This is a genomic window from Candidatus Effluviviaceae Genus V sp. (assembly GCA_014728125.1).
GTDB lineage: Bacteria > Joyebacterota > Joyebacteria > Joyebacterales > Joyebacteraceae > WJMD01.
The window spans coordinates 12,711-35,253 of record WJMD01000081.1 but is presented as its reverse complement, the minus strand read 5'-3'; the positions used below and the strand labels follow the sequence as shown (position 1 = coordinate 35,253).

Genomic DNA, 22,543 nt, shown 5'->3' with positions numbered 1-22,543 from the left:
GCCCGGTCCTGTCAGGGAGCGGGAGAGCTTCGATGAGCACGGTCTACATGGATCACAACGCGACGACACCCGTCGACACGCGCGTCGTCGAAGCGATGCTGCCGTACTTCTCCGAGAGCTTCGGCAACCCATCGAGCCCGTACGAACTCGCGGCGCGCAGCAGGCACGCCGTGGACGCAGCCAGAGAGCAGGTCTCGACGGCCATCGGAGCGGGACCTGAGGACATCGTGTTCACGAGCGGGGGCACCGAGTCCGACAACATCGCGATCAAGGGCGTTCTGTTCAGGGCGCGAGACGAACGTGCCCACGTGGTGAGCTCCGCCATCGAGCACCATGCGGTACTCCATACGCTCCAGTACATGCGGGACCGCTTCGGATTCGACGTGACATTCGTTCCGGTCGGCGGGGACGGCCGCGTGGACCCGCGTGCGGTCGAAGATGCCCTGCGGCCGGAAACGGTGCTCATCTCCATCATGCACGCCAACAACGAGACGGGCGTCATTCAGCCCCTCAGCGAGATCGCCCGGATCGCACGTGAGCGGTCTGTGACGCTTCATACCGACGCCGTGCAGAGTGTTGGGAAGATCCCGCTGGACGTCTCGGAACTCGGGGTCGACCTTCTGTCCCTGTCCGCCCACAAGCTCTACGGTCCGAAGGGCGTCGGAGCCCTCTACGTCCGACCCGGGGTGAAACTCGACCCGCTCTCCCACGGCGGCGGCCACGAAGCGGGCCTGCGCCCCGGAACGGAGAACACCCCCGGGATCGTCGGTCTCGCGGAGGCCCTCCGCATAGCGACGGAGCACCTCGCGGAAGAGGGAGAGAGACTCGCGGCCCTCACGAAGCGGCTTCAGGTCGGCGCCCTCGGCAGTATCCCCGAGGTTCTCCTGAACGGAGCGGAGAAGCACCGCATTCCCGGGACACTCAACCTCGCCTTCAAGCATGTCGAGGGGGAGAGCGTCGTGCTGTCGCTGGACATGGAGGGCTTCGCCGTCTCGACCGGTTCAGCCTGCACGACCGACTCCGACGAACCGTCCCACGTGCTCTCGGCGATGGGGGTCGCCCCCCGCGACGCCCAGGGCTCCGTACGGTTCGGACTCGGGCGCTCGACGAAGTCCGACGACGTCGACCGGCTGCTCGACGTGCTCCCGGGCGTTGTGGAGCGTCTCCGTGCGATGTCACCCACCTACAGGCGGTCCGCGTGAGCCCCGGCCTCAGGACCGTCTTTGTCGCCCTCGCTCTTCTGTCCGCCCTGACATTCGCCGCGTCGGGGGCCGGCTGGATGCGGGAGACGAGCGGCCACCTGACCGTGGAGTTCGCGAGTGGAGACGAGCTCGCCGCACGGCGGGTGCTCGAGATCGGAGCCGGGGCGTCCGAACGGCTGCACCGGCAGATGGGCGTCGAGTCACCCGCGGACATCCGCGTCGTCGTGGCGCCCGACGAGACGACCTTCCGGGAACTGACCGGAGGCGCCGTTCCGGAGTGGGGTGTCGGCGTGGCCTACGCCTCGCGGTCACTGATCGTTCTCAGGAGCCCCCGTATCATCGACTACCCACTCGCACTGGGCCAGATCGTGGTCCACGAACTGGCCCACGTCGCGACCGAACGCGGCCTCAGGGGGGTGCGGGCTCCCCGATGGTTCCACGAGGGCGTCGCGATGATGTCGGCGGGGGAGTGGCGCCTGGGGAACCTCGACGCGATGGTGGCCCGCGTGGAGGGGGGCGGTACGATCCCCTTGAGCGAGCTCGACGCGTCGTTCCCCTACGGTTCGAGCGACGCTGCGGCGGCCTACGTCGAGAGCTTCTTCGCCGTCAACCACCTCGCCGAGACGAGCGGGATCGGCACGGCGCCCGGCGTCGTCCGGGCCATCGCCGCGGCCGGGAGTTTCGACGAGGGCGTCGCACGCCTGACGGGGCAGGCGCGCGCGTCCTTCGAGGAGAGCGTGCTCGGGGAGATGAACCGTTCCTACAGACTGCCGATGTTCCTGCGGAGCGGGAGGCTGCTGTTCCTGGTCATCGCGGTCCTCGTCATCGTCGCCGTGATCGTCCGGGCGGCGACGTCGCGCCGCCGTCTCGAGGCCCTGTCGGACAGCGACGGGGGGCCGCCGCGCTGGAGACCCGGCTCAGACAGCTCGTGGGAATGACAGGCCCTTCGAACGGCCCCTGGGCGGCATCGAGGACGCCGCTTGTTGTTGTTTGACAGGGGTTTAGGGGGTTGCTATACTGCTCCCGGCAGGAGGGCTAGACCTAACTGGTAAGGCAGCGGTCTTGAAAACCGCCGGGCCTCACGGCCCTTGGGGGTTCGAGTCCCTCGCCCTCCGCCAGCGTGAACGAGCTCCCAACGGAGAGGTGCCCGAGTGGCTGAAGGGAGCTGCCTGCTAAGCAGTTGTACGGGAAACTGTACCGAGGGTTCGAATCCCTCCCTCTCCGCCAGAGGCAACGCGCCCATAGCTCAATTGGATAGAGCGTCTGACTACGGATCAGAAGGTTGGGGGTTCGACTCCTCCTGGGCGTACCACCGGTCGCCGCTCCTCCGCACCGACGGGGGAGCGGCGCCTGCATTTCGAGCGGGCCGACCGCTCCCACGCGGCGCCGCTCCGCCGCTCAGAGCGCCGCTGTCCGACGGTCTGTCGGGAGCGCCCCGTGTCGTACATTGCAGGCACGCGATTTGCTCATTCAGGGGTGATACGAACTGGTGACGTCTGCTCATCTTGTGCATTGACAGGATCGTCCTGACCCTTCTATGCTCGCAGCGGTGAGGTTCGGGAAACAGACTCTCTCAAGGGGGAAGATGATGAAACTGGTGAGGATTCTCAGCTGCGGTCTGCTGCTGACGGCGCTCGTGCTCGGTCTCGCCGGCTGCAGCGACCTCTTCGAGGAGGCCGACGAGGCGGAGGCGGAGGCCTCGTTCGCGACGGGTATGGACGAGCTGATGGACGAGATGGAGGACGTGGACACCGAGGAGGCCCCCTGGGAGTGGGAGGTCGACCTGTCGAAGGCCCAGTCGGACTTCGAGGACGCCCTCGACGCGGACTCGGACCACTGCGGCGCCCTGTTCTTCTCGGCGTTCGTCCGCCTGCTCATGGTGGCGACCGATGAGGATCTGGGCGATATCATGGACGAGGGGTGGGAGGAGGAGCGGGCCTCGCGCGAGGCGCCGCTGCTCTGGATGCTCGACAAGCCCAACGTCTTCGCCGTCGCCGACCGGATCGACCGTATCAGGCAGGACGACCCGATCCTCTTCTCGGAGATCCAGGAGTTCATCGAGTCAGAGGTCATGCCCGCGCTCGCCTACGCCGACAGCAGGCTGACCGCCTTCGAAACGCAGGACTGCTCCTTCACGATCGAGGTCGAGATCCCGGAGCGCCGGGAGACCGTCCAGATCGAGATCGACGCGACCGACGCGTACTTCATCCACGCGCCGCTCGACGGTCTCGAGAGCATGTTCGCCATGGTCGTCTCGTACAACATGGACGTCGAGGCCGGCGAGACGCAGTACCACCTGATCGAGGAGGATGAGGACTTCCTCACCCTCAGGAACGACGACCACATGGCGACCGCCTACGACAAGATGGTCGACATGTCGGAGCATCTCCTCGACGGGTGCGACGAGCTCGAGGCGGAGACCGACGATCAGACGAACGACCTCATCACGGAGACGCTGGGGCTCATCCCGCTCGACGACATGATGGGGGCAGGCGCCGTCGACTCGATCCGCTTCTACGCCGGTGAGATGCAGGACTGGTTGATCTACGGGGTCACATTCAATCCGTCCGAGGACACGGACGATGTGGCGGCACCCGACATCGACGTCTACTTCGACGTCGCCGAGTTCTTCAACGACCCGCTGGACGACCTGAGGGACTATTTCCCTTACCACACGTGGGAGGGCGACTCCGTCATGGTCGTGACCGAGCCGATCGCGTTCCCCGACCCGTCGTTCAGCAATGTGACGCCGAACATGACGAACAACGACTGGCAGCAGATCTACGACTGGATGGAGGTCAGGCGATAGACCACGGGGCTCGCACGCCTCTCCTCATCTGCCGTACCCGAAGGAGCGCGGGCCCGGTGCCCGCGCTCCTTTCATGTCCGGAGCCGCTTGACCGCGCCGCGGCGCGAACGTAGCATCGAGCGGACAACGACGTACCCTGGAGGAGGATCCGTGGCACTGCTCGTCCACACCTGCGACGTACACCTGGGAGCGCCGCTCGGCTGGCTCGGCGAGGCAGCCGGAGAACAGCGACGGCAGCTCAGGGAAACGTTCGCGTCGATCGTCGACCTCGCGCTCGACCGCCGGGCCGACTGTCTCATCGTCGCCGGTGACCTCTTCGACTCGACGAGCCCGCCGGCCTCCGACGTCCGCTTCGCCATCTCCGAACTCACGCGCTACGCATCGGGAAGCGGGGGAACGGCCGTCGTTCTTCCCGGTTCCCACGACCATCTCGGCACAGGAACGGTCTTCGAGAGCTACCGCCAGGAGTTCTCCCGCGCCGAGCGGCTCGTGGTGCTCGGTCTGGAGGAGCGGGACAGCGTCGAGCTCACCCACAGGGGGCTCGCGGTCCATGGCCGACCTCTGACGACGAACGCGTCGTCCGAGCGCCCGCTCGCGAACCTCAAGCCGAGCCCGGGAATCCCCATCAACGTGGCGGTCGCCCACGGCTCCGTGGAGATCGTCCCCGGAGCATCGTCCGACCATCCGATGTCGACGGCTGAGCTCGACGCCGGATGGTCGTACGTGGCCCTCGGCCACTGGCACTCCTGGAAGGAGGTGACCTCGTCCGCGGTCTACGCCGGGTCGCCCGAGATCGTCGCGCCGGACCAGGAGGGAGCCGGGAGCGTGGCGCTCGTCCACTTCGCGGACCACGACCCCCGTGTCGAACGGGTCCCGGTCGCCAGGCGCGCCGTTCGGAAGGCCGAGATTGAGATCGGCGATGGAGACGCGGCGGCGCTGGCCGGGAGGATCCGAGGCATCGTCCCGCCGTCCGACGACACGATCCTCGAGCTGACGCTCGAGGGTCTCATTGACGCGGACGCGGGGTTCGATGAGTCCGTACTTCTGGAGCTTCTGTCGGACGAGTACTTCCACGTGTCGGTCCCCGAACGTGCATTTCACGTCCGGCTCGACGAGGAGTCGCTCTCAAGGCTCCCGTCCGAGATGGTCGTCGGGCGGTTCGCCCGGCTGATGCGATCGAGGATCGAGAAGGCGGACGACCCTGAGGAGAGGGCGGAGCTCGAGGACGCCCTCCAGCTCGGTGTCTCCCTTCTTCAGGGAAGGGAGCTTTGAGACCGTGAGACTCAGACGCCTGGACATGCTCAACTTCGGTCGCTTCAGGGAGCACGTGGTCGAGTTCGAACCGGGGTTGAACGTGCTGGTCGGCCCCAACGAGTCGGGCAAGAGCACCTTCCTCGAGGCGGTCGCGACGGTCCTCTATGTCGATCCGGCAACTACGGCGAAGAAGACCCTGAAGCACGAGCGATGGGGCTCGCCGGGGGCCATGCGTCTGAGGCTCGAGTTCGATCACGACGGCGAGGTCTGGATCCTCGAGAAGGACTTCGGGAACGGCGAGAGCCGTCTCAGCTCTCCGGACGGTTCGGTGACGGTGGCCGACAGGAAGGAGGTCGACCGCCGGGTCGCCTCTATCGTCGGTTTCAGGGCCCGGGAGGTCTTCGAATCGGTGGCCGCCGTCCGCCAGAATGAGCTTGCCGACGTCGCGCTTCCCTCTCGTCGAAAGGGCCTGCTGCCGCTCATCGAGGCACGCCTCACGAGCGCGGGCGGGACGACGGGCGCGGCGGGTGTCATCGAAGGGGTCGACCGCGAGATATCGAGGATCCGTGTCGGCATGGACAGACCCTCCAAGCGCCCGGGACCGCTGCGCGCGGCGATCGAACAGCGCCGCCTCATCGGAAGCGCACTCGAAGAGGCCAGGGGGGAGTGGGAGGACTACCTGGAGGCGCTCGACGGCCTGACGCGCGACCGCGCGGAGCTCGAGGAGACGCGGGAGCGACTGAAGCGTTCTGACAGGCTCTACAGGCGCGAGCTCGAGCGACGGGAGAGCGCCACGGAGCTCGAGAGGGTGAGAGGCCGGCTGGAGGAGGTCGAGGGGAGGATCCGCGAGGTCCGCCGCCTGAGGCAGGAGCATGCGGATGCGTGGGCCGCACTCAAGCGCGGCTCTCCACTCAAGGAGCGCCGCGTGGAGGACCTGCGGGCAGCGCTGGTCGCCGCCGAGGAGCATCTCGACCGCGTGCGCCGGAGCGCGCCGCCGAACTCGGCGCGCGCCTCGAGTGCAGCGAGGATCGTCAGCTGGATCGCCGCCGCCGTGGGCGCGGGGCTCATCGTCGGGGCCATCCTCCGGGTCGAGGGCTGGCCGGTCTGGACCGGTCTGGGTGCGGTGGCGGTCGCGGTCGCCGTGCTGGGCCTCCGCAGGGCCGCGCGCCTGACCGAGGCAGCACATGCGCTGTCCGAGGCCGAGGCCGAGCTGGCCCAGCGACAGGAGGCTCTCGAGCACGGACTGAGGGAGCTCGGCGTCGCGGGATACTCGGAGTTCGAGGAACTGGTTGCCCACCAGGACGAGCTTCGGCTTCGTATCGACGTGAACAACCGGCTGCTCGAGGACCTCACGCACGGCGACGAGGAGGGCTTCCTGGCCAGGCTCGAGGAGGAGGCGACCGGCCTGGCGCGTCGTGTCAGGGAGCTTGACCGCGGACTCGACGCGGAGGCGCCGCCACTCGACGACGAGGCGCTTGCCAGGATCCGCGCGGAGCGGGACGAGGCGCGTGCACGAGAGCAGGAGCTGTCGGAGCGCGTCGCGCGTGGCGAGGGGCGTCTCGCCCGGGCGAAAGCGGGCGAGGAACTCCCGGAGCTCGAGGCCAGGGTGGAGTCCGCCGAGTCGGAGATCTCCCGGCATGGGAGAAGGGTCCGTGTCCTCACGGCGGTTCGCGACGGGATCGCCGAGGCGCTCGCGGCGACCAAGGAAAGGGCCGCGACGGTGCTCGGGCCCGCGGTCGCCAGACTTCTCAGCCGCCTGACGCTCTCGCGCTACGACGAGATCATCGCTGACCCGGACCTGGCGTTCCGCGTCGTCAACCCCGAGCAGGGAGCGGGCCGGCCGGACGCGATCAACACGGAGGACCTGAGCTCCGGCACGCGCGATCAACTCTATCTGGCGGCGCGGTGCGCGCTGCTCGATCTCCTTGCGCCGGAGGGAACGACGCCCCTTCTCCTCGATGACGCGTTCGCGGGATTCGATCCGGAGCGCCGCAGAGCCGCCTACGAGCTTCTCGATTCGATCGCAGACGACCGTCAGGTCATCCTCCTGACCAGCGAGCTTCACCCCGAGGCGGGGACACCGGCCCATCGGTTCCCTCCGCCGGTCCGGGCGGGCGGGATCGCGGCGGCGCCCGGTGAAACGGAGGACGGATCGTGATGTCGACCGGCGGGGGCCGCGGTTCGACCGGCCGCGGGTGTTCCATCGCGGCGCTCATCGTCCTCGCGTGCGCTGCGCTCCTGTGGTTCATGGTCAGGACCGCTTCCTACAGCGCGATCTACCGGGGCGTCGCGTCACTCCTCGATGCCTACCGGTCCCCGTGGTGGCTGCTGGCCGTTGTCGCCGCGGCGGCGGCCCTGGCCGCGCGTCTCATCCTGTCGGCGCGCGCGCCGCGGACGCTCCTGCCGGACCCCGCTCCCGATGTCCAACTGAGAGCCGAGCCGGTCGGCCATCTGACGGTCGTCGTCTCGGACCGAGACGGCGCTGCTGCCGCCGACATCGTCCTTCCGAGAAACCCCGAGGCAGAGAGGGACATCAGCGGACGCTTCGCGGCCCTGGCGGCGCGCGCGGCCTCGTATGGGGGCGGAAGGGAGCGTGGCGCGCAGGAGGCCGGCAGGGAGCTCCACGCACTCGGCAGAGCTCTGGCAGAGATGGTCCTCGGCGGCGAGAGAGGCGCCGCGGGACGTCTGGCCGACCTTCCGGGGAACCACCTCCAGCTCGGAGTTCAGGCCGACCTCGCGGGGCTTCCGTGGGAGCACCTGGTGCCCCGCGAGGGCGGCATGCCGCTCTGGCGTCTCTTCAGAGTCGCTCGACAGCTTCGGGCCCCCGGCGCGACGCGCCCTGCTGCCGTCCGCCCCGTTGTGCCGCTGAGACTGCTCCTCGTGGCGGCGACTTCCAGTGATGAGACGCCGCCCTCCAGCGAGGAGGAGGCGACGGCCGTCCTCGAACTGGCCGCCCGCCGGCCCGACGTGCTGCGCGTCGTCCGCAAGTCGCCGAGGACCGTCGACGAACTGGCGACGCTTCTGTTCGAGGGCTACGACGTGCTTCATTTCGCCGGCCATGCGGTCTCGTTCCATGGGAACACCGCCTGGGTGCTGCCTGGCGGCCGGCGTGCTCCGGTCGACGAGCTCGCCGCGGCCCGACCGCCCGCCATCGTGTTCGCCAACGCGTGCGGCACGGTCGCCGGATCTTCATGCGCGGACCTCGGCGAGACGGCCCGTCTGCTCTCACAGTGGGGCGTCCGTGCCTACGTGGGAACGCTCTGGGACATCCAGGATGCGGCCGCCGCGTCGTTCGCGCGCGCCTTCTACGGGGCGCTGATCGAGCGGGCCACCCTCGGTGAGGCCGTCACGGCGGCCCGGGAGCGCGTGCTGCCCGATTCGCCGCTCTGCGCGGCCAACTACGTGCTGTACGGTGATCCGACACTCACCATCGGAGCATCCTGAGCCCTTTCCGAAGAGAATCCCGCACTCAGACGACGGTTGGAACAGAAGAGGGAGCCGCGCGTGGTCGATCCGTCCGCCCACGATGTCGATACGAGGGCACTCGTCAAACGCCTTGCCCGGGGAGAGCGCGAAGCGTGGGAGTCGTTCATCGCCCGTTATCGCCGTCTGATCTTCAGCGCCATCCACCGCGTCAACGAGCGCTACGGGGCCGCATGGGACGAGGCCGACATGGAGGAGCTCTTCGAGGAGGCCGTGTTCAAGCTGCTCCGGCGCGATGGGAGAGCGCTGCGCTCGTGGCGCGGGCAATGCAAGCTGGAGACGTGGATCTACCGGATCGTCAGAAACGTCTGCGTGGACGCTCTGCGAAGACGGTCGCGGCGTCCGGACGGGGAGGAGCTGGACGCGGAGCCGGGACGGTCGGTCGCAGCGCCCGACCGGACGGAACGCGCCGATCTCAGAATGTCGCTCGAGCAGGCCATCGAGCGCTCGCTCTCCCCGCGGGAGGCTCTCGCCGTCAGGCTGATCTACTTCGAGGGCTTCACCTACAGAGAGGTCGCCGAGCGGCTCGATACAACGGTGGGCGCCATGAGCGGCCTGGTCTACAGAGCGCTTGCGAAGCTCAAGGACGCGGGCGGCATCGCCGAGCTGAAGCGAACCGGAGCATGAACGATGAGAGAACACTGTCCTGAGGAAAAACGTCTTCCGCTCCTGATGGGCGACGAACTTCGTACCGAGGATCGCCGGGGGCTCGAGCGGCACATCGAGAGCTGCCCGGCCTGTCGCGTGCGCCTGCGGGAACTCCGCTCAGTCGTCGCCGCGCTGGGGACGGCGGCGGGGCCGAACCTGTCCGGCGCGGCCTGTGCCCGTTCCGACGATGTCCTGGCGTTCGCCGAAGGCTCGGCTCCGGCGGACGCGCGCCGCGACATCGAGGAGCACGTTGCGCGATGCAGCAGCTGTCGTGCGCTTCTCGCCGACCTGTGGGCGATGTCCGGCGAGTCCGACATGGACGTGCCGGGTCACGTAGTGCGGCGGGTACTCGACCGCCTGGAGGCCGACGCGACATCGGCCGTCGTCCGACTCGTGCGTGAGGGCGTCGAGGTGGTGCGCCGCTTCGCTGAGGAGGCGGCGGGACCCGCTCTTGAGCCGGCTCCCGCGAGAGGACCAGGGGACGTCGTGCTGACGTGGGCGGGACCCGGGGGTCTCGCCGTGGGGCTGACCGTCCGCGCCAGAGGAGACGAGGCCGAGGTGATCGGCCGGGCTCTCGTCGAGGGCAGCCCGGCGCCCGACCTCACGGTCGCGCTCGCGGGGGCCTCCGGCGAACGGGGCCCGGAGAGCCCCGACGGGGCGGGACGCTTCGGCCCCTGGGGCCTCTCAGACGGCGAGAACCGCATCCTCATACGGGCTCCGGGAGCCGAACGGCCCGCGGTCCTCGGACTGACGCTCGAACGGGCCGACCCCTGCTGAGAGGTGCGGCAGCCCCTGCGGTCGCCGCAAGCACATCATGCCGTAATTCCCACACTTGAGCCGCCACTCTGAGGCCCCTTCAACTGTCTCCACCGTGGCACAGGACTTGCATTTACGTTCTCCGGAAGACCACCGTCGGGATTCCCTGCCCGTCATGCCATGCGGGACAGGGACCGCGCGCAGCACGCTTGAGGAACACACATGAGCGACCTCGCCGCCTCGATCGCGAGCATCGAGAACGAGCCTGATACCGGGACGCCCGGGCGCTGGTGGCTGACGGCCGTCTCCGGACTGGCCGTCGTCATCCTGGCCACCAGCACGATGGAATGGCTGGACTGGGGCGCCGTCGGCATCATGTCGGCCCTCGGGATAGGAACGGGCGTCTTCGCGTTTCCTGTCGGGCGGCGGATCTACGTCTCATTCGGCACGGCCGTTCTTCTGGCGTCGCTCGGTCTCTTCGGGCTCAACGTCGCCGTGTGGGTGGCGATCGCGACGAGCCTCGTGCTCGAGGGGATCTTCTTCCACCGTGGATGGCGCGTCACCGCCCGCGACACGGGGATGGAGGTTCTGGCGCTCGGAGCCGCAGCCATCGTCTACTCGCTCCTGGGCGGACGAACGCCTCCGCAGGGGATGCAGCTGATAGACGTCGGCCGCTTCGCCGTGACCTTCTTCTCGTTCAGCGCCGTGGCGTCCCTTTTCACGCGGGCGACCGATGAGAGCGATGCCAATCCGCTCCTCAGATACGTCCGGTGGATGGCCGGGCGCGGCGTCGTCATCGAACTCGCGATGTTCCCGTTGGCCCTCCTGATGATCGCGTCGTACGGACCCGACGACCAGGCGACGTTCCCGCTTCTGGCCGTCGTCCTCATGGTATCGAGCGCAGCCGGGCGGACGCTGTGGGACGCCGGACGTTCGCTCGTCGGACGTCTCGATGAGCTCAAACTGCTGAACGCGACCGGACGGGGACTCTCATCGGCCGTCCACCGCGACGACATCGTTCTGTCCCTCAGAGACCACATCTGCCCTCTCGTCGATATCGGCTGTCTCGCCGTGACCTTCCGGCACGAGGGTGAACGGCAGTCGCTCGCCGTGCTCGACGGTGAGAGCAGGGTGTTCTCGGTCATGGAGCGTGGACCGGGCACGACGCTGATCGACGGTGTCCTGGAGAGCGGCGAGACGAGGGTAGCCGAGGATCTGGCACGCGACGGCTCCCCGCCGCTGCCCGACGGTCTCCTGAAGGAGCTCGAACGGCGGGGGCTGGCGGCGCGCGGGTGCATCAGCCTCCCTCTCTCGGTCGCCGGCACCGACTCGGCCGCACTCACGATCGTCGCGACCAGGCCGAAGACCTTCCGAGAGAGCGACACCGAGCTCTACGGGACCATCGGAAGCCAGGTGGCGCGCGCGCTGGAGAAGGCGGAGCTCTACGAGCAGCTGGAGACGTCGAACGAGCAGATCGCCGGTTGGAACCGGGAGCTCGAGAAGCGCGTGAGGCAGCGCACGGAGGAGCTCGAGGAGGCCCGTGCACAGCTGGAGGAACTGAACGCCGAGCTCGAGGACCGGGTCCGCGAGAGGACCGGCGAGCTGCATTCGATGCAGGAGAAGATCATCGAGTCCGGGAAGCTGGCGGCGGTCGGAGAGCTCGCCGCCGGCGTCGCCCACGAGCTCAACAGCCCGCTCGGGGGCATCCTGGGATATGCGCAGTACGACCTCGAGAAACTGAAGAGCGCCGGAGAGAGCCTCGACAGGGACGGGCTCGAACGCCTCACCGAGCACATGACGTACATCGAGCGGGAGACGCAGCGGTGCCGGGGCATCGTTGAAGGTCTCGTCAGGTTCGCCGAGACCTCCGGTCGTTCGATGCGCGTCGTCGGCCTGAACGGCGTCATCAGGACAGCGATAGACTTCACAGCGAGCCAACTGGCCATGCGCGGCATCCATCTCGAGACATCGCTCGATGACGAACTGCCGAAGATATCAGCCGATACCGTCGAGCTGCAGCAGGCGTTCGCGAACATCATCATGAACGCCCGCGACGCCATGCCCGACGGCGGCAGGCTCACGGTGCGCACCGGCAGGGCGCTGCTGGACGACGGTGCGAACGGCGTGTCGGTCAGCTTCAGCGACACGGGGATGGGCATCAGCGAAGAGAACCTGTCCCGCGTCTTCGAACCGTTCTACAGCACGCGCTCACCGGGCTCAGGGACGGGGCTCGGCCTCTCGGTCAGCTACGGCATCATCAGAGAACACGGAGGGAGCATCTCCGTCGAGAGCGACATCGGCATCGGAACCACATTCACCATCCGCCTGCCCGCTGCCGTGCGGTCGAGGCCGACCGGAGAGACGACGAAGGCGGACGCGACAACGGGAACCGAGGTAGTCCAGTGATGGCACCCGAGGAAAGCCCCCGACACGAGATGGAGGGGGCCGAGTGTGAAACCAGGCCGCGCATTCTCATCGTCGACGACGAGGAGATCATGCGCCAGTTCCTGCGTGAGGTCCTGGCGGACCAGGGCTACGACATCGACCTCGCGTCCTCGGGACGCGAGGCCGTCGAGATGCTCGAGAAGGGACAGTACGAGCTCGTTATCACGGACATCGTCATGCCGGAGCTCGACGGACTCGGTGTGGTGGCGGCGGCGAAGGGGCTCAACTACGACGTCGACGTCATCGTCATGACGGGCTACGCCTCGATGGAGACGGCCGTCGAATCGATGAAGCTCGGGGCGCGGGACTACATCACGAAGCCGTTCAACATCGACCAGATCAGGATCATCGTCGAGAACACGCTCAAGGAACGGACGATCAAGCAGCAGGCCGCCGAGGGGGAGTTCTACAAGGAACTCTCGAGGAAGGACGGCCTGACCGACCTCTACAACCATCGCTTCTTCCACCAGCTGCTCGAGACCGAGCTCTCGCGCGCCGACCGGTACGGCCGCGTCGTCAGCCTGATCATGCTCGACATCGACAACTTCAAGCGCTACAACGACTCGCACGGACACCCCGCCGGCGATCTCGCCCTGAGGCAGATCTCCAGGCTCCTGACGGACTCCTCGAGAAGCTGCGATTACGTCGCGAGGTACGGCGGCGAGGAGTTCGCCATCATCGTCCCCGAGGTCGGAACCGACTCCGCCCGCCGCATGGCGGAGCGGATCCGGAAGCTCGTCGACGAGACGCAGTTCGACGGCGAGGAGGTCATGGCGGGCGCCAGCCTGACGATCAGCGCGGGTGTCGCGACCTACCCGCTGCAGGCCTCGGGCAAGTGCGAGATCATAGACGCCGCGGACAAGGCGCTCTACCGGGCCAAGTCGAACGGGCGCAACCGTATCGTCGTCTTCGGCGAGGGCCAGCTCAACTGAAGCTCCCGCCCCTTCCTGCACATCCCGACCGATTGACAACGGGGCGCCGCCGCGATAGGTTTGGCGCGAACGGCATCGTGCGGCCCGCGGGTCGCCTGACAGGGAAGGAGCAGGATGCGGGGACGCGTCTCGGGGGACGACAGCGTCTGGATGGAGGCGGCACTCGACGAGGCGCGCGCCGCATATGATGAGGGCGAGGTGCCCGTCGGAGCGGTCGTCGTCCAGGACGGACGCATCGTCGGCCGCGGCCGGAACCAGACGGAGACCACGGGAGATCCGACCGCGCACGCCGAGGTCCTCGCCATCGGCGCAGCGTCCCGGTCGCTCGGGGTCCCGCGCTTGACTCGGGCAACGCTCTACGTTACGATGGAGCCTTGCCCGATGTGCGCGGGAGCGATCGTGCTGGCCCGACTGGAACGTCTCGTCTACGGTTGTCCCGACCCGAAGACCGGGTACGCGGGCTCGCTCGCCAACACACTGGATGATCCGCGCCTCAACCATCGGGTGGCCCTGACCTCGGGAGTCATGGCGGACGAATGCGGCGACCTGGTGTCCTCGTTCTTCCGGTCGCTGCGTTCCCGAAGGCGATAGCGAACGCCGGTGGGGTGACGGAGCTGGTCGATCGTGGCGGTCTCGAAAACCGTTGTACCCTCTGGGTACCGTGGGTTCGAATCCCACCCCCACCGCCAGACCGCTTGAGTGCAGGAGAGGTGACTGAGTGGTCTAAGGTGCGCGACTGGAAATCGCGTGTAGGCTTGCGCCTACCGAGGGTTCGAATCCCTCCCTCTCCGCCAGACGTGCACGGCCACAATGAACACCCCATGGGGATGTAGCTCAGTTGGGAGAGCGCTGCCTTCGCAAGGCAGAGGTCGGCGGTTCGAACCCGCTCATCTCCACCAGACGACACCGGGGCCCGTCGCAGCTCACGCGGCGGGCCTCCGGATGACCTCCAACCGAACCCGCCCGCTCTGGCACGCTAGACGGGGAGCCAGCGGTGCCCTGTAACCCGCAATCCGCTCAAGCGGGGTCGAACATCTGTCCGAGGCGTCCTCAGTCGCGGCAGGCGAGCCGGAGAAGTGGTGTCGAGGGTCAGGTCCCGCGCAATCGGACCCGGTGAATCCGGTCAGGGCCGGGAGGCAGCAGCCGTAAGCCGCCAGTTCGATGTGCCGCGGGGACGCTTGGCCGGAGCCAACTGGCCGGCGACCCTCCGCGTCGAGGCGTCGAGACAGACGCGTGCCAGAGCAGGGGGTTCGGATGCCGTCCCGCGAACGGAGGCCTCATGTCCTATCTCGTCCTCGCACGCAAGTGGCGTCCTGAGACATTCGCCGACGTCGTCGGGCAGCGCCACGTCGTCGTGACGCTCGAGGCGGCGGTCACGTCCGACCGCCTTGCGCACGCGTACCTGTTCGCCGGACCGCGCGGCGTCGGCAAGACGACGATCGCGCGCATTCTGGCGAAGGCATTGAACTGCGAGCAGGGCCCCACACCATCGCCCTGTGGAAAGTGTGACGCGTGCCGGGAGATCTCATCCGGCAAGAGCCTGGACGTTATCGAGATCGACGGCGCCTCGAACCGGCGCATCGAGGACGCCAGGGGTATCCGAGAGACCGTGCAGTACGCCCCGCTCTCCGGCCGCACGAAGATCTACATCATCGACGAGGCGCACATGCTGACCCGTGAGGCTTTCAACGCGCTCCTCAAAACGCTCGAGGAGCCCCCGCCTCACGTCGTCTTCATCCTCGCCACGACCGAGCCCAACCGCATTCCGGACACGATCCTCTCGAGATGTCAGCGTTTCGACTTCCACCGCATCGCCACGCCCGAGATCGAGGAGCGCCTGCGCGAGATCGCGCGCTCCGAGGAGATCGAGATCGACCCCGCGGCCCTGCGTCTCGTTGCGACCCGGGCCGACGGCAGTATGCGGGACGCCGAGAGTCTGCTCGACCAGCTCATATCGGTCGGGGGCGGCTCGATCGACGTCGACAGCGTCGTCGACGTGCTCGGTATCCCGGACAGCGAGATCTTCTTCGCCCTGTCCGACGCCGTCGCCGACGGAGACGTCGCGGGAACGCTCAAGGCTCTCGAGAAGGCGCTCGACGCGGGGTTCGACCCGCGCGACCTGATCGACGGCCTCCTGGAGCATCTCCGGAACCTGCTCATCGTCCGCACGGCGCCCGATCCGGAGCGGCTCGTGGGCCGGATCGAGGAGTACCGATCACGGGATGGCTCATCCTCGACCCTCGGCGAGGACGACCTCATCCGTCTGGTGCACATCGCCACCGAGGCCGCGAGCAACGTGCGCTGGAGCACGCAGCCGGGTGTGCTTGTGGAGATGGCACTCGTGCGCATGGCCAGACTGCCGCGGACGGTGGCCATCGATGAGATTGTTCGCTCGTTCTCCGGCGGCGCCTCCGGCACCGGGACGACCGAGGGTCGCGCCGGTCCGCGGGGCCGTCGCATGGAGCGGTCGCAGCCCGGCGCGGCTCCGAGGACGCAGACGTCCGCCGCGGCCGGCCGCGGGAAGGCGCGGGCGGGCCGTTCCCACGATGTCGTGGCTGGACGGGGAGAGGCGAGGCCCGACGGCCCGGCCGAACCGAGCTGGGAGCGGGTCGTCTCGGCCGTCCGCAGCCGCAAGCCGGGGCTGGCTGCGTCGCTGGCCGAGTCCGCGGCCCGCTGGGGCGGCGACGAGGAACTCGTCGTGCATATCGAGAACGGCTCGCCGTTCCACCGCGACCAGCTGCTCGACGGGAACAACATGGGGATCCTCCGGGAGGCGGCGGACGAGGTGCTCGGCCGTCGCGTACGGATCCGCCTGGAGTTCTCCTCCGCCGCTCCGAGAACGAAGGCGGAGGAGACAGGCGCGAACGAACCCGTTGCGGAGAAGAGGCCGGTGGGCGGCGACCCCATGGTGGAGCGGATCGTCGAGGTGTTCGACGGTTCAGTGACCGAGACCTCTGACGGGGAGTAGAACGCATGGCGAAGAACCTGCAGAAGATGCTCAAGGAAGCACAGAAGCTCGAGAAGCGCGTCGCGGAGGTCCGCGCATCGCTGGCCGACATGAAGGTCGAGGGAACGGCCGGCGGCGGCGCCGTCAGCGTCACGATGAACGGACAGCGTGACGTGCTGGGCGTCTCTATCGACCCGTCGGTCATCGAGGACGGTGACGCGTCGATGCTCGAGGACCTTCTCGTCTCGGCTCTCCGGGACGCCAAGGAACGATCCGACAAGCTCGCCGCCGAGGAGATGTCGAAGGTGACGGGCATGGCCATTCCTCCGGGCACGATGTAGGCCACGCGATGTTCGGCTTCCCCGAGACACTCGAGAGGCTCGTCAGACTGCTCTCCACACTGCCCGGCGTCGGCCGGAAGTCAGCCACTCGCATCGCGCTCAAGCTCATGGACCGGAACGAACCGGAGGTCCGTGAGCTCGCCCGGACGCTCGTCGAGGCGCGGAGGCGCACGCTCAGGTGCTCCGTCTGCGGCGCCTTCACGGAGGACGAGGTCTGCTCGATCTGCCGCGACCAACGGCGCGACGCGTCGCTCATCTGCGTCGTCGAACGTCCGAGCGACGTGCTGGCCATCGAGAGGACCGGCCGCTACCGGGGCCGGTATCACGTGCTCGGCGGCCTCCTGTCGCCGCTCGATGGGGTCGGCCCCGAGGACCTCAGGATGGACACCCTCATCGAGCGGGCTCGGGGAGGAGAGCTTTCGGAGGCTATCCTCGCGCTGAACCCCACGACGGAGGGCGAGGCGACCGCTCTCTATATCGGCCGCCTGCTGACGCCCCACGGGGTCCGCGTCACCCGTCCCGCGAGCGGACTTCCCGTCGGCGGCGAGCTGGACCTCGCCGACGAACTGACGCTCGGTACCGCGCTCGACGAACGCCGCGACATGCGGGAGTAGTCCCCGCGCAGGGCGTTTTCGGTTGACCCCACAAGCATCAGATGATAGCGTCAGGGCTTGATTTATCTGGGAGTCTTGAAAGCCCGATCGGTCACTACGGTCAGGGAGGAAACCTGATGTCTGCACCGCTGGAGATTCGCTGGCACGCCCGCGGAGGACAGGGAGCGAAGACAGCTGCGCTGCTCCTGGCGAGCGCTGCGGCGATGGAGGGGAAGTACAGTCAGGGCTTCCCCGACTACGGTCCGGAGCGTATGGGCGCCCCGATGCGTGGGTTCACGCGGATCAGTGAGGATCCGATCCGCGTTCACTGCGCCATCTACTCGCCGAGCATCGTCATCGTACTCGATGACACGCTGCTGACCGCGGTCGACGTCGCAGACGGCATGCCGGACGACGGCATCATCATCGTCAACACGGCGCGTTCTGCTTCGGAGATCCGCAGGATCCTGGGATTCGAGGGCAGGAAGCTCTACGTCGTCAATGCGACCGGGATCGCCATCGACGAGATCGGACGTCCCATTCCGAACGCGCCGATGCTGGGGGCCCTCATCAAGGTGGAACCCCTTCTGGAGCTGGACAGCGTCATCGACGAGATCACGAAGAAGTTCTCCCACGGCTTCCGTCCGGAGGTGCTGGAAGGGAACGTCCGCGCCATCAAACGGGCGTACGAGGAGGTGGAGGCGGAATGAGAGAGAAGACCTGGAAGGAGATACCGATCGCCGGCGTCATCGAGGAGGCCGGGAACGCGGCGACCTACGAGACCGGTTCGTGGCGGACGTACAAGCCGCACTGGTTCGCCGACCGCTGCATTCACTGCCTCAGATGCTGGATCGCGTGCCCGGACGCCTCGATCGTCCTGAGCGAGGGCAAGGTGACGGGCATCGACTACGAGCACTGCAAGGGCTGCGGGATCTGCTCCTTCGAGTGCCCCGTGGACCCGAAGGCCATCGAGATGAAGCTCGATTCCGGCGACGAGGAAGCCTAGCGCCGGCGCCTTGCTGCTGGAGGCTCTCGAGCGAACGAGGAAAGGGGTTTCACCCAGTGAGCAGAAGACTGACACTCACGGGCAACGACGCCGGCGCGGAGGCGATGCGTCAGATCGACCCGGACGTCGTGGCGGCGTTCCCGATCACACCGCAGACCGAGCTGATGCACAAGTTCGCGGAACACGTGGCGGACGGCGACGTGAAGTCCGAGTTCGTCCTGGTCGAGTCCGAGCACAGCGCGATGAGCGCGTCGGTCGGCGCGGCGGCCGCGGGCGCCAGAGCCATGACGGCCACGTCGGCGAACGGGCTGGCGCTCATGTGGGAGATCGTCTACATCGCAGCCTCCTGTCGGCTCCCGATCGTCATGCCGGTCATCAACCGCGCCCTGTCGGGCCCGATCAACATCCACTGCGACCATTCGGACACCATGGGGTGCCGCGACTCCGGCTGGATCCAGCTCTACTCGGAGAGCGCTCAGGAGGTCTACGACAACATCCTGCAGGCGATCCGTATCGCCGAGCATCCGGACGTCCTGCTTCCGGCGATGGTGACGTTCGACGGGTTCATCATCAGCCACACGGCCGAGGTCCTCGATGCCCTCGAGGACGGCGAAGCACGCGAGTGGGTCGGCACCTGGACGCCGAACTACTCCCTCCTCAACACTGACGATCCGGTGACCTACGGACCGCTCGACCTGCAGGACTACTACTTCGAGCACAAGCGGCAGCAGATCGAGGGCATGAACCACGCGCCGAGGGTCATCAAGGAGATCGGAGAAGCCTACGGGAAGCTCTCGGGACGATCGTACGGGCTGATCGAGGCGTACCGCACCGACGACGCGGAGCGCATCATCGTGGCTCTCGGATCGACCTGCGGCACCTCGAAGGTGGTCGTCGATGAGCTGAGGGACGAGGGTGAGGCGGTCGGTCTTCTCAAGATCCGCGCCTTCCGCCCGTTCGACGAAGAGGCGGTCGCCGCGGCGCTCTCCGGCGCGAAGGCGGTCGGCATCCTCGACCGCTCCGTGTCGTTCGGCGCGCCGGGAGGACCGGTCCACAAGGAGGTCAAGTCGGCTCTCTACGGGGGCGGGAAGACGCCGCCGGTCGTCGACTTCATCTACGGCCTCGGAGGCCGCGACATCAACCGCGAGCACATCCGCGGCGTCTTCGAGGAGCTGAAGCCGGTGGCAGACGCGGGCCGGACGCCCGACCAGAACATCCGCTACGTGGGACTGAGAGGCTAGGAGGAGTCACGATGCCAGGAGTCAAGCAGCTTGCGGGACGGGAAGAGATGATGGCTCCCGGACACCGGGCGTGCGCCGGGTGTCTGCCGATGACGGCCATCAGACAGATCCTCCTGACAGCCGGGAAGGACACGGTGTGCGGGTGCGCGACGGGCTGTGTGGAGGTTGTGACATCGATCTACCCGTACACGGCGTGGAGAACGCCGTTCATCCACAATGCGTTCGAGAACTCCGCCGCGACGATCAGCGGCGCGGAGGCGGCCTACCAGTCGCTCAGGCGCCAGGGTAAGGTGGACAAGGACATCAAGTTCATCGCGTTCGGCGGCGACGGCGGCACGTACGACATCGGTCTGCAGTCCCTCTCGGGCGCCATGGAGCGCGGCCATAACATGCTGTACGTCTGCTACGACAACGAGGCGTACATGAACACGGGCATCCAGCGCTCCGGCGGCACGCCGAAGGGCACGGCCACCTCGACCACGCCCGTGGGGAAGGTGCGACCCGGCAAGCAGGAGTATGCCAAGGCGCTGACCGACATCATGATCGCGCACAACATCCCGTACGTCGGTCAGGCGACCGCCGGGTACCCCAAGGACCTCTCGGACAAGGTCGAGAAGGCCCTGACCATCGAGGGACCGGCCTTCATGAACGTGCTGGCGCCCTGCACGCGCGGGTGGCGCTATCCCATGGAGGAGTCCATGGAGATAGCACGCCTCGCCGTCGACACGTGCTTCTGGCCTCTCTACGAGGTCGAGAACGGCGTCTTCCGCGTGACGCGCAAGCCGAAGGAGAAGAAGCCGGTCGCCGAGTGGTTGAAGAAGCAGGGGCGTTTCAGGCATCTCTTCAAGGAAGAGAACAAGCACATCATCGACGACATCCAGTCGCAGGTCGACGAGAACTGGGACTGGCTCCTGAAGCGTGAGGAGATGACCCGGTCCGAGGCCTCCTGACGCGAGGCACGGCCTGTCGACAGACGGGGCAGGGGAGTTCGTCACGCATGGCGCGAAGCTCCTGCTTGTGGAGGATCCGGCCGACAGGGCCCCGGGCACCCGGGCCCTGTCGGCTTCGTTCTTGTGGCCTCAGGTCCACCGGCGGTCCGCTCGAGCGGCCGCACGGCCTGAGCGGCTTGCCGACGAAAGGAGCGAGCACGCGTGACTGAGAGGCTCGGGCTCACGGCCCGTCTGGTCGCGACGGGCCTCGGCTCAGGCTATTCCCCCGTTGCACCGGGGACGGCCGGTTCCTTCCTGTGCGCCGTCCTCGCGTGGTTCCTCGTGCCTGAGACGACGGCGGCGGACCCCATGCTCAACATCGCGGCCCACGCGGTCTCGCTCGCGGCCTTCGCGGCGCTCGCCGTCTGGGCCTCCGACCGCGCCCAGGCCGTCTACGGCCACGACGCGTCGCGGATCGTCGTCGACGAGTTTGCGGGGTATCTCGTGGCCATTTTCCTCCTCCCGAAGACGCTGCTCGTCGCCGTGGCCGCATTCCTGCTCTTCAGGGTACTCGACGTCGTGAAGCCCTTTCCCGCCCGACGGGCGGAGTCGCTGCCGGGCGGTCTCGGTATCGTGACGGACGATCTGGTCGCCGGGGTCTACGCGAACCTGCTCGTCCGGCTCATGCTGCTCGTCCGTGGAGGTTGAGACCGTGACAGCCGAGCTCCTGATCATCGGAAACGAGCTGGTCGACGGCACGCGGAGCGACACGAACGGCGCCCGCATAGCAAAGACCCTCCGCGGCCTCGGGATACCCGTCTCGCGCACCACGCTCGTTCCCGATGAGCCCGACGACGTCGAGGCCGCCCTGCGCGAGGCTATCGAGCGCGCCGATCTGGTCCTGACGACCGGCGGTCTGGGACCGACCTCCGACGACCGAACGAAGCAGATAGCTGCGAGGGTCTTCGGCAGCAAGCTCGTGCTCGATGAGAGCGTGCTCTCGGACGTGAGAAGCCGCTTCGAGGAGCGGGGTCTCACGATGCCGGAGATCAACGTCTCGCAGGCCATGGTCCCCGAGGGAGCACGGATCATCCCGAACCGCGTGGGCACCGCACCGGGCTTCGCTCTCGAGAGCAAGGGAACCACCGTCTTCCTCATGCCGGGCGTGCCGGCCGAGATGAACGCCATGCTCAGGGAGTACGTGGCCCCGTTTCTCGAGGGACGGGGTCACCGGCGCCTCGAGGCGGAGCGCGTGCTCCGCACGACCGGCCTCCCTGAGTCGGAGATCGCCTCGCGGGTCGAGAAGGTAGCGCGACGTCTCGCCCGGACCGAGATCTCCTTCCTGCCGTCGATCCTCGGCGTCGAGGTCCGGATCGTCGGCAGGGGCGATTCGCCCGGAGCAGCCAGGCAGACCGCCGACAGGGCTGCCGACCGGCTGGCGGAGCTCATCGGCGACGCCGTCTACGCGCGCGAAGCCCAGAGCCTCGAGGAGGTCGTGGGCTATCTTCTGACGATGCAGCGCCGATCGCTCGCCGTCGCGGAGTCGTGCACCGGGGGAGGCGTGGGACGACGGATCACGTCGGTCCCCGGGAGCTCGGACTACTTCGCCGGCGGCGTTATCGCATATTCCAACGACATCAAGAAGCGGGTGCTCGGTGTCAGGGCCGGGACCCTCAGGACGCACGGTGCGGTCTCGGAGGAGACGGCCGTCGAGATGGCCGACGGCGTCCTCAAGCGGTGCCGGTCGGACATAGGCCTGAGCATCACCGGCATCGCGGGCCCCGGAGGAGGAACCGACGACAAGCCCGTCGGGCTCGTCTGGCTCGGCATCGCCGGACTCGGGGACACGACGGCCGGGAGCGCCCTCTTCGCCGGCGACCGGGACGCCGTCCGCAGGCAGGCCGAGCAGGCCGCCCTCGATGCCGTGAGACTACGTCTGGCGGGAGGTTAGGGAGTC

At 67.8% G+C, this 22,543-nt stretch carries 20 protein-coding genes, 6 tRNA genes and 1 other RNA gene; all 27 read left to right on the top strand.

Annotated elements, in window-relative coordinates; genetic code table 11:
• Positions 1-32: 32 nt before the first annotated feature.
• A complete protein-coding gene (locus GF405_04585; GenBank protein MBD3367435.1) occupies positions 33-1,202 on the top strand; it encodes an aminotransferase class V-fold PLP-dependent enzyme in 1,170 nt (389 codons plus the stop codon).
• Entirely contained in the window at positions 1,199-2,140 is a 942-nt protein-coding gene (locus GF405_04580; GenBank protein MBD3367434.1) for a hypothetical protein, read from the top strand. The genes GF405_04585 and GF405_04580 overlap by 4 nt, the downstream gene beginning before the upstream one ends.
• 91 nt (positions 2,141-2,231) lie before the next feature.
• A tRNA-Ser gene (locus GF405_04575) sits at positions 2,232-2,320 on the top strand.
• Positions 2,321-2,339: 19 nt separating this feature from the next.
• A tRNA-Ser gene (locus GF405_04570) sits at positions 2,340-2,429 on the top strand.
• 8 nt (positions 2,430-2,437) lie between these two features.
• A tRNA-Arg gene (locus GF405_04565) sits at positions 2,438-2,514 on the top strand.
• A gap of 276 nt (positions 2,515-2,790) precedes the next feature.
• Entirely contained in the window at positions 2,791-4,011 is a 1,221-nt protein-coding gene (locus tag GF405_04560; protein MBD3367433.1) for a hypothetical protein, read from the top strand.
• Between the two features lie 87 nt (positions 4,012-4,098).
• Complete coding sequence (locus GF405_04555) at positions 4,099-5,283, top strand: hypothetical protein (protein ID MBD3367432.1); 1,185 nt, start codon at positions 4,099-4,101, stop codon at positions 5,281-5,283.
• Positions 5,284-5,287: 4 nt separating this feature from the next.
• Positions 5,288-7,423: an AAA family ATPase gene (locus GF405_04550; protein MBD3367431.1), complete on the top strand. Its 2,136-nt coding sequence runs from the start codon at positions 5,288-5,290 to the stop codon at positions 7,421-7,423.
• A complete protein-coding gene (locus GF405_04545) occupies positions 7,420-8,709 on the top strand; it encodes a CHAT domain-containing protein (GenBank protein ID MBD3367430.1) in 1,290 nt (429 codons plus the stop codon). The genes GF405_04550 and GF405_04545 overlap by 4 nt, the downstream gene beginning before the upstream one ends.
• Positions 8,710-8,745: 36 nt before the next feature.
• Positions 8,746-9,375, top strand: coding sequence for a sigma-70 family RNA polymerase sigma factor (locus tag GF405_04540; GenBank protein ID MBD3367429.1), 630 nt, complete (start codon positions 8,746-8,748; stop codon positions 9,373-9,375).
• A 3-nt stretch (positions 9,376-9,378) separates the two neighbouring features.
• Positions 9,379-10,173 carry a hypothetical protein gene (locus GF405_04535; protein ID MBD3367428.1) on the top strand — a complete coding sequence of 265 codons (795 nt, stop codon included), beginning with the start codon at positions 9,379-9,381 and terminating at the stop codon, positions 10,171-10,173.
• Positions 10,174-10,374: 201 nt separating this feature from the next.
• Positions 10,375-12,558, top strand: a complete 2,184-nt coding sequence (locus GF405_04530; protein MBD3367427.1) for a GAF domain-containing protein — start codon at positions 10,375-10,377, stop codon at positions 12,556-12,558.
• On the top strand, positions 12,558-13,529 hold the full coding sequence (locus tag GF405_04525; GenBank protein ID MBD3367426.1) for a diguanylate cyclase: 972 nt from the start codon (positions 12,558-12,560) through the stop codon (positions 13,527-13,529). The genes GF405_04530 and GF405_04525 overlap by 1 nt, the downstream gene beginning before the upstream one ends.
• 114 nt (positions 13,530-13,643) lie before the next feature.
• Complete coding sequence (locus tag GF405_04520; protein ID MBD3367425.1) at positions 13,644-14,120, top strand: tRNA-specific adenosine deaminase; 477 nt, start codon at positions 13,644-13,646, stop codon at positions 14,118-14,120.
• 8 nt (positions 14,121-14,128) lie between these two features.
• Positions 14,129-14,218: transfer RNA gene (locus GF405_04515), tRNA-Ser, on the top strand.
• A 15-nt stretch (positions 14,219-14,233) separates the two neighbouring features.
• Positions 14,234-14,323 (top strand) — tRNA-Ser (locus GF405_04510).
• Between the two features lie 29 nt (positions 14,324-14,352).
• Positions 14,353-14,428, top strand: a tRNA-Ala gene (locus tag GF405_04505).
• 72 nt (positions 14,429-14,500) lie between these two features.
• Positions 14,501-14,766, top strand: an RNA gene (gene ffs / locus GF405_04500) — signal recognition particle sRNA large type.
• A 42-nt stretch (positions 14,767-14,808) separates the two neighbouring features.
• Positions 14,809-16,497, top strand: coding sequence for a DNA polymerase III subunit gamma/tau (gene dnaX / locus GF405_04495; GenBank protein ID MBD3367424.1), 1,689 nt, complete (start codon positions 14,809-14,811; stop codon positions 16,495-16,497).
• A gap of 5 nt (positions 16,498-16,502) precedes the next feature.
• Positions 16,503-16,817 (top strand): YbaB/EbfC family nucleoid-associated protein, encoded by a 315-nt coding sequence (locus GF405_04490; GenBank protein ID MBD3367423.1) that lies wholly within the window; start codon positions 16,503-16,505, stop codon positions 16,815-16,817.
• Between the two features lie 8 nt (positions 16,818-16,825).
• Positions 16,826-17,431: a recombination protein RecR gene (gene recR, locus GF405_04485; GenBank protein ID MBD3367422.1), complete on the top strand. Its 606-nt coding sequence runs from the start codon at positions 16,826-16,828 to the stop codon at positions 17,429-17,431.
• A 116-nt stretch (positions 17,432-17,547) separates the two neighbouring features.
• On the top strand, positions 17,548-18,120 hold the full coding sequence (locus GF405_04480; GenBank protein MBD3367421.1) for a pyruvate synthase: 573 nt from the start codon (positions 17,548-17,550) through the stop codon (positions 18,118-18,120).
• Complete coding sequence (locus tag GF405_04475; protein MBD3367420.1) at positions 18,117-18,416, top strand: ferredoxin; 300 nt, start codon at positions 18,117-18,119, stop codon at positions 18,414-18,416. The genes GF405_04480 and GF405_04475 overlap by 4 nt, the downstream gene beginning before the upstream one ends.
• A gap of 104 nt (positions 18,417-18,520) precedes the next feature.
• Complete coding sequence (porA, locus tag GF405_04470) at positions 18,521-19,657, top strand: pyruvate ferredoxin oxidoreductase (GenBank protein ID MBD3367419.1); 1,137 nt, start codon at positions 18,521-18,523, stop codon at positions 19,655-19,657.
• Between the two features lie 11 nt (positions 19,658-19,668).
• Positions 19,669-20,607, top strand: a complete 939-nt coding sequence (locus GF405_04465; protein MBD3367418.1) for a pyruvate ferredoxin oxidoreductase — start codon at positions 19,669-19,671, stop codon at positions 20,605-20,607.
• Positions 20,608-20,808: 201 nt separating this feature from the next.
• Positions 20,809-21,294: a phosphatidylglycerophosphatase A gene (locus tag GF405_04460; protein MBD3367417.1), complete on the top strand. Its 486-nt coding sequence runs from the start codon at positions 20,809-20,811 to the stop codon at positions 21,292-21,294.
• Positions 21,230-22,537, top strand: a complete 1,308-nt coding sequence (locus GF405_04455) for a competence/damage-inducible protein A (protein MBD3367416.1) — start codon at positions 21,230-21,232, stop codon at positions 22,535-22,537. Before GF405_04460 ends, GF405_04455 begins: the two co-directional genes overlap by 65 nt.
• The last annotated feature ends 6 nt before the right edge of the window (positions 22,538-22,543 follow it).